The sequence below is a fragment of the Clostridium amazonense genome (assembly GCF_056431285.1).
Genome location: NZ_JBWKMH010000031.1, coordinates 110,708 through 124,124, shown reverse-complemented (window position 1 = coordinate 124,124; position 13,417 = coordinate 110,708). Strand labels below are relative to the sequence as shown.

Below are 13,417 nucleotides of genomic sequence, written 5' to 3'. Positions count from 1 at the left end.
CCTCTTTTCGAATTTAGAATTATTCTCCTACCCTTGAATTTTTAAAGTTTGCTTCAAAGTTTTGAACCTTGTCATGTAATTTTTCTTTAAATATAGCACCTATTATTAAGAATATTATTATATACAAAAATAACATTGCAAAATCTACAAGAACACTACTTTTTAAAGGTCCTGCTATAGCTTCTCTAAAACCACCAACTCCATAAGTAAATGGGAAAAATGGTTGTAAAACTCTAAAAAACTTTGGATCTACTTGAATTGGATATGTTCCACCACAACCTGCAAGTTGTATTATCATAAATATTATGGCAATATCCTTACCTATATTTCCAAACACTCCAACTAAAGTGAACACTATTGTAGTAAAAGCTACTGCTGTAACAACTCCAAAGGCTACCATAAGTGGGAAATTAACAACGTAAACATCTAAAAGCACCTTATTTCCTACCGTAACTACAACACCTTGAATAAATGCTAGAAATATAAAAGTTAATAACTTTCCAAAATGCTTTTCTTTTATTGTTATATTTTCACTTCCTTCAAAATCTCCTGGATGAGTTTTTAAAAGTGAAACAAGTATTGTAGCTCCTACCCATAAAGCAAGTACTGAATAAATAGGTGTCATAGCTGAACCATAGTTTGGAATATGAAATACTGGTTTTTCTTCTAAATTAAAAGGCTCTGCAATAAAATCACCCATAACTTCTGGGTTACTTTGAAGTATGTTTATAATCTTTTGTATATCATCATCCCCAACTTTTTCAAGTTTTGAACTTAATTGTTTGATTATACTTTTAAATGATAGTAAGTCTTCCTTTAATTTTGTTGAAACACTTGCTGCAAGTTCACTACCTTCTGTTCCTGATTTTAATAAATTATCTACTTGTGTAAATACTCCTTTAGATGTTTCTAAAAGTTTTGTTGCATCATCAGTTGTATTAATTAAACTTTGTGTTATTGTATTTAACGCAGGTCTTGCACCAGAATCAAACTGATTAACTGCTTCAATTAAATGTGCATTTATATTTTTAATGCTATTTACAAAAACTTGTACAGTATTATCGCTAACTTCTCCAGATGAACTAACCTCATTTTGCATTGAAGCCGCAGTATCTTTAGCCTGTCCAACTGAATTCTGAACACTAGTTAAAGCAACTATTGAATCTGATATTGCTTTATTAGGTTGAACATTATTAATTTCGTTCAAATACTTTACATTACCTGCAATAGCATTGTTTACAGAGTTTATATCTTTATTTATTTGTGAAACCTTACCACTTTTATTATTATCATGACTTAAATTTTGTGCTAAATCATTAAGCCTATTAATTGATGCTTGTGATTCACTTAAACTTATCTTAAGGTTGTCTATTGAATTATTTAGATTTTTTTGAGTTACTTCCTTTAAATCTTTACTATTAATTGTACTTTGTTGAATATTAGATATTCCATCTGTTATTGTAGGAAGTGTTCCTCTAACTTCTGTTAAAAATTGTCCTAAATTCTTAGCATTACTATCTAATCCCTCTAAAAGTCCTGTAACTACATCCATATTTTTATTTACTGATATAATAGCATTTTTTAGTGATATTATTTGAGTTCTATTCTCTTCTGCTTTATTTCCAGCCTCATTTACAACTGAAAAAACTTCTTTGTTTACTGTACTTATAAAATTAGATGTTACTTCATTTATAAGTGTACTTTGTGCTGCATCACTAATTTTAGTTGCTACTGGGTTCATCTTTGTATCCACTTTGTATATTACTTTAGGCTTTTCTGGCTTGTCTGTTGTTAAACTAGTTAATTTCTCTGAAAAATTCTCAGGTATTTCAATCATTGCATAATATGTACCATCTACAACTCCCATATTTGCATCTTCTGAGTTTACAAACCGCCATCCAATAACATCATTACTTTTCAGTTCTTCAACTACATCATCACCTATATTTAAATCTTTATCTGCAAAAGTTGTTCCTTTATCATTATTAACTATAGCCACCGATATATCTCCAGTGTTTTCATAAGGGTCCCAACTTGCCTTTATGTTTACCCATGCATAAAGCGATGGTAAAACGCATACACCAACAATGATTAAAAGTGCGACTGGGTTTTTTATGATACTTTTCATGTCCCTTTTAAATACCTTTAATGCATTCTTCATATCTAACCTCCATACTATATATTTTACAAAAATTAAAAGAATAAATTATTTCATAACCTAACTTAAAGTAATACCCCTATATAGGTGACCAATCCATTATTAATTGTTAATTTTACATAAATTTTCAATTCTCAATTTTAAATTTTCCAACCTATTTTTCTAATATATATACAAATAAAATCCACTTAAATATGTAATATATTTTTTATTAACATCCAAAATTAATTTAACCAACTAAATATTATTATAAAAATAAACTTAACTAATATTTTTAATATTTTACCCTAATATTTTTTTTATTGTTTCAAATAATACAGGCTTCATATCATCAATATTTGCTGGTTCTTCTAATATAATAGAGTTATAACAAACACCACCTGCAAGTTCTATTATTATGAACAATAATTTTTCTGCATCTACACTTAAGTTTTCATTTCCTTTCATCTTGGTTACAAACTGATTATATATTTGTGTAAATTCTTCATATTCATCTTTTTCATATAACCCTTTTCTATAAATACTCCAAGTAAGATTTTTATGAATTAACTTCAATAACTTTTTATCTTTCTTTAAATAATTAATTATATGATTAATAAAGAAAATTACCTCATCACTTAAAACTTCAAAATGATGTTTATTTGCAGCCTCTAAAGCTTCTTTTAATATGGTACAACTTTTTCTTAATACTATTATCTCTCTTAAATGATATTTGTCTTTAAAGTATAAATAAAATGTTCCCTTTGCTACCCCTGCTTCATTTGTAATATCACTTATATATGTATCATTAATTCCTCTCGTAGTGAAAAGATTATATGCAACATCCATAAGCTTATTCTTTTTTTGCAACTTATTGACCTCTGACTTTTTCAACTTTGGCTTTAATTTACCACTCATATTTTCTCCTCCTCAAAATGACTATTAGTCATTTTCAAGTCTTAAATAATTATATTATGATTTTCTAAAAAAATCAATATTTTACACCAATACATCAATTATTTTTTAATATTATCATTATATATTATAACTCTATACATGGTAATAAACTACCTTTATCCATTATTAAACATAAAATTATTATTTTACCTTATAGTTAAATTAAATAAATAAAATTCATTAAATTTATCTGATTTATCAATGTTTAATAAATTGAATAAACATTCTCCCAGAATGAATTCCGGGTTACAGAAAAAAAGGATTATATTTAAATTTAGCCTCAAATTCTTTTTAATCTTATAAACAATTTTCTAATCATATAATAAATTTTCTAATGATATACTAGATTTTTTAGATTATCCGGAGTTTTTTAGACTAACTAGTATTTTTTAACGTAGCCGAGATTTTTTTAGACTAACCGGTTCTTGTTAAACGTAGCCGGTTTTTTTTTAGACGTAGCCGGGATTTCAATCCCGGTGATCTTTGGTATGGGAATAAATTTATTAATTTGTACTAAATTAAATAGAAATTCTCCCGGAATGAATTCCGGGTTACAGGAAAAAAAAATTATATTTAAATTTAGCCTCAATTTCTTTCTAATCTTATACAACATTTTCTAATCATATACTAGATTTTTTTAGATTAACTGGTTTTTTTTAACGTAGCAGTTTTTTTTTAGACTAACCGGTTCTTTTTAAACGTAGCCGGGATTTCAATCCCGGTGATCTTTGGTATGGTAATAAATTTATTAATTTGTACTAAGTTAAATAGATATTCTCCCGGAATGAATTCCGTGGTACAGAAAAAAAGGATTATATTTAAATTTAGCCTCAATTTCTTTCTAATCTTATACAACATTTTCTAATCATATACTAGATTTTTTTAGATTAACTGGTTTTTTTAACGTAGCAGTTTTTTTTAGACTAACCGGTTCTTTTTAAACGTAGCCGGGATTTCAATCCCGGTGATCTTTGGTATGGGAATACTTTCAACAAGACTACCAAAAATGACTTTGCTCGCTCATAAAAAAACTACATTTCAATAAAATTGAAATGTAGTTAGATTTATTTTTTTAATTTAATTTTACCAAATCAACCGGGGAGCTGATTTTACACATTATTCAACTGTTCAGTTATTTCATTTAACTACCCTTAAATGAATGAACAACATCACTATTCTAAGGTTATTTTATTTCATTTACTTCAACACTTGTACTTATTGCACGTGATAAATGAACTTCATCACCAGTTGGTTCATCTTTTCCTGCTTCACATTTAATTGCTCCTGCATCTATAGTAATGGCTTTTTTATTGTTTTTTAAATCTGTAGAATCAAATTTATATGGTTGAGCTAATGTTATTATTACTTTTTCAGCATCTACTATAACTTTATCTTCTTCTAATAAATCTTTTCCATCTATTTTTATTTTACTTTTCAAGTCATCCAAATTCATATCTTTTGATACTTCTTTATCAAATGTTAAAGTTATTTCTGCATTGTTATTCTTATTTAATTCTATACCCTTCATTGATATTCCATAGTATTTTGCAGTTGATTCACCTAATTTTTTTGTACTTGTTTTATTATCAAATCTATCTCTTATAGGAATTTTTTGTGTTATATTAATTTCCATTTTCTTTGTTTCTTCTTCTAAACAAATTATTACTGTATCAGTAAATTTTTCACCTGTAGCTGAAATTACCTTATCTACAGTTGAATTTTTAACTTTAAATGTATCTGCTGAAATACTATTAACATTTACAGGTTCTGTAAATTTAAGTTCTATTCTCTTTCCACTTAATATTATTGCATCTTCTATCATCTCTGCTGGCATTTGATCGACAGCTTTATTATTTTTGTTTATTGCATCCTTTATTAATTTTGATTCTGAATAGTTTACAGTTTCAAATGCACCATCTTCAAATATTACTTCAGCTGAACTATTTCCATTATATTTAATACTTCCATCTGTATTAAATATAACCTCTTGTTTTTCAACATCATCATCGTCATCATCATCTTTTTCTTCATCTTCTATGAATTTTAGTTCTACACAATATACTAAGTTTCCATCTCCATCTTCTGATTCACTTATATCACTTGAAATAGGAGTAATCTCAGTATTATCATCAAGTTTTAATTTTATTTTACTTAAATTTATAAATTCTACTTCTCTATCTAAATAAACTTTCATTGAATTAGCATCAGTTACAGCTATAACCCCTGGTTGACTAATATCTGGTTCTTCCACATTGTCTATCTCGCATAATTTTATATCTCTGTCATCTTTAACATCTTTAACTTCAATTCCACTCATCCCTATAAATTTACCATTAGCATCTGCTATAGATCCAACATGAATGTTCACTTCTTTTTTAGTATCTATCTCATCTGGTAATGTTATTGCAACTAAATCATCATCTTTTCTTAATTCTATTTCCGCATCTTCTATTTCATTTAAAGCTTTATATCCTTTTCCATTATAATCCACTAAATAGTTTTTCATATCAAGTACAGAGCCATTGCCTTCTTTTCTCATACCTTCACTAAATCTTATAAATATCTGATCCCCATGTTCACCACCATAAGTTGCAATTTTAATTTCTGCTGGTGTTATATCAGCAACTTCAACTTCTAAAGTAATTGGTTCAACAGAATTTCTAGCTACAGTAGTATCTTTAATTTTACCTTTAACAATTTCAATTTTATAAGTTCCTTCAAATTCTGATGCATCAATTGAATATTCCCTGTCACCTTTTCCTTTATCTTTACATTTTATTTCTTCATCCCACTCAACTTCTTCTCCATCTCCATCTGTTATTACATATGATTCAGGATCATCAGCACCTGTAACAGACTTATTAAATTTTAAATCTATTGTTCTATCATATTTGTTATATTCAGCTTTTACTGTTGGTGCATTTTCTCCTTTTAAGTTATATTCTATATCTGCTTCTGCAAACTTATTTCCCCATAAATCTTCTATTTTGTCCTTTTTATCACTCTTATATCTAACAAGTATTTTGTGTTTACCTTGTGGTAAATCATCACCTGTTAAAATTATTTTGTCATTTTGAACGCTCTTAACTTTAAGTTTATATCCACTATTGTTATAATCTATATAATATTGAACATTATCCTTTGTTGGATTTTCATCTTCTATAGGTTTATTGAATTTTAATGTAACTTCATTTCCTTCAATCTTATCAACTACAGCTTTAATTTCACTTTCATCTTTTGCTGAAGTAAACTTTTTAGTTCCTTCTTCAACTTTAAATCCAGCATAATTATATATTCCATCTTTTATTTTTATATCATATTCTCCATCTTTTAATTTTGATGAAAGAACTACTCTTACTTTATTTGCATCTAATCCATTATTGTCAAATATAGTACTTACTTCTGATGGTGCTTGATTATTTCCAACTCTTATAGCGCTCATTAATTCTCTGTTACTATCCGCTGTAATAGGTTCAGAGAATGTTAAATCAAATTCTTTTTCTCCTACTTGCTTTACACTTACAAGTTCAGGAATAGATGTGCTTAATATTCTTACATCCTTTTTAAAGTTATCTATTTTATCCTTACTTCCATCTAAGTATATATTTTTAATTTCTACCTTTAATGTAGCTTGGTTACGTTTTATACTATACCCTTGCTTTAATGTAACAACTGCTGATTTTTTATCTTCACTAAGTTCAACTGATGATGTCTTATCATCAAGTAAAACTTCTTTATTATCATCTTCATTAGTTATTTTATAATTTTCTAAATCTGTAGCACTATCTTCATCTACAACTTTTCCAAATTCAACTTTTAATTGACTTGCATTTATAGCTTTGACAGACATAACATTTTTCTCTGGTTCTGGATCTGGTTTTGGATCTGGTTTTACATCTTTAACCCCTAATGCCTTAACTATATTTTCAACTGTGCTCTTATTAACTCCATAACCTACTTCATAAACTGTTTTTGCAGTTTTATTTTCTAAATAAGCTTTTTGGCTTGTATTTAATAAAGAACCTGCTAAGACTAGTGGGCTTTTCTCTTTTCCTGCTACAGCTGATACTGATAGAGCATCTATTAATTGACTTTCACTAGGATTTCCATCCTTAGCTATATAAACATTGTTATATTCCTTTTCAGCATAGAATTTCTCTAATACCTTTGCATTAGTTTCATTTCTGTTAATTCCACCTATTCTTTCAGCATTTGGAAGTGATTTTTCAACAGAAGTAGACACAACGCCTTCTCCACCTACAATATAAGACTTTTCTATTCCTTTTTCTTTTATATATTCACTGCTTTTTCCTAAATTATCTTTAGAAGAAATAATTATAGGCATACCTTTATCTGCTGCTACTGGTGCAATTGATAATGCATCTGAAAGTCCAGTATAACCATTAACTACTGCAACTTCTTTAGAACTTATGTTTTTTGCAACTTCAATAGCTGTTGAAACTCTATCTTGACCTGATATTCTTTCTACTTTTATACCCATATCAGTTAATTCTTTTACTACAGAACTAGATACAACACCTTCTCCACCAATTATAAATACATTTTTAGCTTGTAATCTTTGTAATTCAGTTTTTGTTGTTTCTGTTAAACTCTTTTGTGTAGTTAAAAGTATTGGTGCGTTCTTTAACTTAGCAAAAGGAGTTGCTGCTAAAGCATCTGCAATAGCTTCTGAATTTACTAAAACAACATTTTCAGCACTTGTCCACCCATGTTTACTAACAATTGCTGCTGTTTCATATCTATGTTGACCTGCTAACATTTTTCTTTCTATTGTAGTTTTTGATTCTACAGCAAAAACATTAGAGCCTAAAGTAGTAAGTGTAGCACCTATTAAAAAAGTAGATATCACCTGTGATTTTTTTCCCATGAAACAAATCCCCCTTTAATTAGAATAATTTCTCAATTATTCATATTAATATTTTTAAGTAAATTTAAGTAAAATTTATATTTTATTCTTAATATTTTTAAAATTTATAATTAATTTTTTACATTAATTCCTAAATTAAATTGACTTATTATTCTGTTTTTTAACTTTATCATATGAAAGAATATGAATTAATTAATTCATATAATTGCTTTTTCAATATTAAATTTATTAAACAAATTCTTTTACATTTAAAGTGATTTTTCAAAAACAATAATTATGAATTCAAATCTTATCAAAACCTTGTATTGTCAATGTATTGCAGTTTAACAATTATATTAAATATTATATTAATAAATAAATTAAATTATTATAAAAAGCAAAAATTTCATTATTAAGATAAAATGAATTTTTCATTTTTTTTCATTCATTTTTTTCAATTGTCTTAAATATAATCTTTCTCTATTCAAAATATTATCATCGTTGTAATTTACTGTCAACGGATTTATTTTAATATTCATACGAAATAAATTTAATTTATAATTTATTTACATTTAGTGTATAAATTTCATATTATTAAAATATGTGCCTCCAAATTCTTCTTTAAAAACTATAAACATTTAAGCATATACATAATTTAAATTGAAACTAGCTCATGAAAATAAATTTAAAGTTAACTTAAGACTTGCAAAATGAATTTTATCACACTAAGTTTGTCAAGTGATAATTCCAAATCAATATTATAGAATCCCAAACTTACCATTTTTTTATAGTTTCAATGTAATTTAAAATTTTATCTCCATATCAACATTTCCGGGATTGAAATCACGGCTACTTTTTTTATATTTTTCATTTATATAACTTTTAATTTTTCCTAACCTTGTAGTTTGGAATTCATGTTTTTTGTAGGCTGGAATTCATTCCAACAAATTCATATTTTTCATGATGTATTTTTTAATTTTATTCCCATATCCAAGTTTTCCGGGATTGAAATCCCAGCTACGATAAAAAAATCCAGTATACAATTTAAAATAAATCTTGGTTACATTTAAATATTATCCAAATTTTTTCACCCTCAATTTCATTTTCTTCGTATCCCAAACTTCATATTGTTTATCCTGAATTTCATATTCTTCGTAGCCCGGAATTCATTCCAGGGCATTCTTTATTTTATTTATTATAATTTTTTTCTATATCCAAAATAACCGGGATTGAAATCCCAGCTACTTTTTTTTATCTTTTTCATTTATATCATTTTTTAAAATTTTCCTAACCTTGTAGGTTGGAATTCATCTTCTTTGCAGTTCGGAATTCATGTTTTTTGTAGGCTGGAATTCATTCCAGCAAATTCATATTTGGTATGATGTAATTTAAAATTTATTTTATAAAATAAAAAAAGACTTAACATTTTGCGTTAAGTCTTTTTTTATTAATATTTTATTTATATCTCTACTTTAATGCTATTTTTAAAGTATCACCTGTTTTACCAGCTTTTTTAGCTTGTAATATTACATTGTTGTCTTTTCCAGGTTTTACTTCATATTTTTCTGTCCACTTTCCATCATTTTTACTTAATACATTTCTAACAGTATCTGCAACTCTTAATGATGTTGCTTTTGATGGTATAGTTATTTTTATTTCTTCTTCTTTACCATTTAAATTTACAACTACTACAATATGCTTTTCAAATATAGTTCCTGAAGTAAATTTAATTCCAGCTTCTGCTTTTGTTGCTGCTGTAACTTCAGCTACAACTTTATTTGTTTCACCTGTACACAATAATGATTGTGGAAGTTTTTTAGCTGTTTCTAAAATTGTATACATTTCCTTGATACTTAAATTTGATTTTATAGTACTAATTTTATCTGCTATACTTCCACTACCCATTAATTCTGGTAGTAACTTTTCTAGTTTTTCAACAATATTTTTAACATCTTCTGTATATACATCACTTATGAAAACTGCTAAATTAGCTGGTTCTTTATATCCGTTGTTGTATGCAACTTTTACATTATTTCCTATGGCTGTTTCAAAATTCTTTGGTCCTATAACATTTAACATAGTTTCAAGTTTAGCAATTATTTTATCATAATTTATAGTTTTATCTTCATTTAATGCCTCTCCTGATTGAACCATTTTTCCAACTACAGTCATTACTCCATTCATATCCAATTTGCCAATCATTGAATATATTGGAGATACTATAGTTAAATTTATTACCTTACCACTTTCATCGAAATTTGGTATTATAGGATTATTTATAGCTGCAAACATAGGTTCTAAAGTTTTAGTTAAACCTTCATATTTAGCTTTTGCTGCTGGTAAAAGTTCCATTTCCTCTTTAGTAAACATTTCAGGATGTTCTTTTGGATTTATTTGACTAGCTTTCATTATTACTGCTAATTCTTTATCAGACATTCCTATATTTACATTTCCGTCTTTATCGGTCATATTTTTCTTAAGTTCCATTGCACTCTTTATAAACTCAGGAATTTTATTATCAACATTTATTTTATAATCTTTAAATTTATTATTTTCACTAAAGTTTACATCTATTGGTTCTCCATTTATTGAAAGTAAGTTTTCAAACTTAGATAATGCTTCAATACCTGAAAGCTTAGCTAATACAGTTTTTAATTTTGTTGTATATTCACTAGCTGCTGACTCTTCTTTTCCATCTACAAACGGTATTTGTGTTGTTTCTATTGTACCAATTCCAGTGTTTCCACCACCTGTAGAGCTTCCCTTTTCTATAGCTACTTTGAAATTTTCACAGGGAGTTCCAAGTTTTGTTTTTATTGCACCTTCTTTAAATTCTATATTTTTTAATACAGAACTTGTACCATCATCTTCAAAAACTTTATTTTTGAAAATAACTGTTACCTTACAAACATCTGAACTAACCCCTCTAGTATAAGCTGTTAAAATTTCTGGTCTATTACTAATTCCTAAACCATTTGTTGATATATTATCCTTATCTATATCTAAATATACTTTAGATAAATCAACTTTATTAACACCTATAAATTCACCATCTAAGTATATATCTATTTTTCTAGAATCTATAACTTCTGGTTCCCTTGAATTTAATGATACCTTTCCATCAAATTCAGCTTTTATATCTTTATCTAAGGCACTTGTATCTAAAACTTTACCTTTAATATTTTTCACTTTTCCTACTCTTATTTTAACTGAATCAGAATTAGTTTTTTCTTTGCTACCTGTATTTGTTTCTAATACAGACTTAGGTAGAGTTATTGTAACATTTCTATTTCCTATACTATCTTTTATAGTAGCACCTGATATTCTGCTTATAGACTTATATCCTTGTCCATTAACATTTATCTCATAAAGGCTCTTATCTTTTACAGATCCTCTGCCTGAAGTGCTCATCATTTGATTATAATTTATAAATATTTTATTGTTCTTTTCTCCACCATATTTTACACTTTCTATTGTTGGCGCTTCAGCATCATCTAAATCTGGGAATATAGGTTTTAGATTTGATACTATTCTATTTTCTTGTAATGTCTTAAATATTCTAAGAACATTAACTTTACTTACTCCTCCACCAACAGTAGTTATTTTATCTGCTGTTACATTCTTTAAAAATGCTTCTTGTTTAGTTGATATTGAATTATTTATAATCATTAATGGTGATTCATTTTTAGCTGCTAATGGTGCAACTGTCAATGCATCAACTAACTCTGATGCCTTCTTGCTTCCATCTTTTGATATATATAAATTCTCAAATTGACCATTTGAATAGAATTCTTGAAGAACTTCTCCATTTGTTTCATTTCTATTGATTCCCTCTAATCTATCAGCATTATCAAGTGAATCTTCTAATGAATACTTAACAACACCGTCTCCACCAACTATATACTGGATTTTAGCTTCATCTGCTATTTCTTTTCCGCTTCCTAAACTATCTCCACCAGCATTAGTTAAAAGTATTGGCATTCCATTTTGTGCTGCTGGTGCTGCTATTGATAATGCATCGGCCATACCTGTCATACCATTTACAATTGCAACGTCATCAAAATCTCCCATTTGCTTAGCAATTTCTGCTGCTGTCTCAACTCTATCTTTTCCCTCTATACGTTTAACTGAAAGTTTCATTCCTTTTAAAGTATTTACTACATTTTCGCTAATTACACCATTTCCACCAATAACTACAACTTCTTTAGCTTTTAATTTTTTTATTTGGTTTCTTGTAACTGGTGTTAATCTATCTGTTTCTGTATATAATATTGGTGCATCTATCTTATATGCATATGGCGATGCTGGTAATGCATCTACTATATTTTCTCCATTAACTAAAACAACAGTATCACATTCGCCCCATTCTTTGCTCACTTCAACTGCAGTTTCATATCTTGTTTCTCCTGATATATTAACTATTTTTTCTCTTATTTGACCATCTGAACTACTTGAACTAGCAAATACAGTCAAATTAGCACTAGTAGCTAACATTGTTGCAGTTACTACTGATGCAATAACTCTTGAACTACCTTTCATCAGCCATCCCTCCCAATTAATTTTAGCTGGCAAATTAATTACATAAAAAAATATAAATTTTAATAAAAATAAATTCACTTAAAAATGTACCGAAGTCATTTTTTCATCTATAATATATTTTACTCACTTTTGGTAATATATGCAATACATTAAATGAATTTTTTTCAAAAAATATTTAAATTTATATTCATTTATAAAATAAAATTTATATTATATGTATTTTGCCATATATATAATTGAAGTTATATAAACTGTAACAAGAACTCAATCTATCTTGTATCATTTAAGTATAATCCTTTTTTCTATAACCCTCAATTTCCATATTTTACAATCCAAAATTCATCTTCTCTGTAACCCGTAATTCATTCCGGGCCATTATCATTTAATTCATTGCCAATTTATAATTTTATTCCACTACCAAAGATCACCGGGATTGAAATCCCGGCTACGTTTAAACATGATCATATTGCATTAAAAATACTTTACCATATATTGAAAATTTAATTCCATCACTCTGTAACCCGGAATTCATTCCGGGATATTATCCTTTGATTCGTTACCAATTTATAGTTTTATTTCCCTACCAAAATCACCGGGATTGAAATCCCGGCTACGTTTAAACATGATCATATTACATTAAAAATATTTTCCCATATATTGAAAATTCAATTTCATCCCTCTGTAACCCGGAATTCATTCCGGACCATTCTCCCTTGATTCATTATCAATTTATAGCTTTATTCCCGTATCAAAGATCACCGGGATTGAAATCCCGGCTACGAAAAAACAAATCCTGGCTACATCTAAGAAAATCCCGGCTACGAAAAATAATATATTTAACTAAACACGCAAAGTCATTCCCTGTATCATTCCTTAATTTTATTTATTCAATTTCACACTAAAACAAACACCTCTTT

General features: G+C 27.6%; 4 protein-coding genes. All 4 read right to left on the bottom strand.

Annotated elements, in window-relative coordinates:
• Positions 1–19 precede the first annotated feature (19 nt).
• The 4 genes from AC07E4_RS13070 to AC07E4_RS13055 all read right to left on the bottom strand — a co-directional run bounded on the left by AC07E4_RS13070 (position 20) and on the right by AC07E4_RS13055 (position 12,500).
• Entirely contained in the window at positions 20–2,161 is a 2,142-nt protein-coding gene (locus tag AC07E4_RS13070; RefSeq protein ID WP_478216613.1) for a YhgE/Pip domain-containing protein, read from the bottom strand.
• A gap of 279 nt (positions 2,162–2,440) precedes the next feature.
• The gene (locus tag AC07E4_RS13065; RefSeq protein ID WP_430830086.1) at positions 2,441–3,055 is read right to left on the bottom strand and encodes a TetR/AcrR family transcriptional regulator; all 615 of its coding nucleotides are present in this window, start codon (positions 3,053–3,055) and stop codon (positions 2,441–2,443) included.
• A 1,222-nt stretch (positions 3,056–4,277) separates the two neighbouring features.
• The gene (locus AC07E4_RS13060; RefSeq protein WP_478216612.1) at positions 4,278–7,982 is read right to left on the bottom strand and encodes a cell wall-binding repeat-containing protein; all 3,705 of its coding nucleotides are present in this window, start codon (positions 7,980–7,982) and stop codon (positions 4,278–4,280) included.
• A gap of 1,446 nt (positions 7,983–9,428) precedes the next feature.
• On the bottom strand, positions 9,429–12,500 hold the full coding sequence (locus AC07E4_RS13055) for a cell wall-binding repeat-containing protein (protein WP_478216611.1): 3,072 nt from the start codon (positions 12,498–12,500) through the stop codon (positions 9,429–9,431).
• Positions 12,501–13,417: the final 917 nt, after the last annotated feature.

Bases quoted from the DNA above. Each gene is read 5' to 3' on its own strand.
- AC07E4_RS13065 (WP_430830086.1), bottom strand. From the start codon at position 3,055: ATGAGTGGTAAATTAAAGCCAAAGTTGAAAAAGTCAGAGGTCAATAAG.
- AC07E4_RS13055 (WP_478216611.1), bottom strand. From the start codon at position 12,500: ATGAAAGGTAGTTCAAGAGTTATTGCATCAGTAGTAACTGCAACAATG.
- AC07E4_RS13070 (WP_478216613.1), bottom strand. From the start codon at position 2,161: ATGAAGAATGCATTAAAGGTATTTAAAAGGGACATGAAAAGTATCATA.
- AC07E4_RS13060 (WP_478216612.1), bottom strand. From the start codon at position 7,982: ATGGGAAAAAAATCACAGGTGATATCTACTTTTTTAATAGGTGCTACA.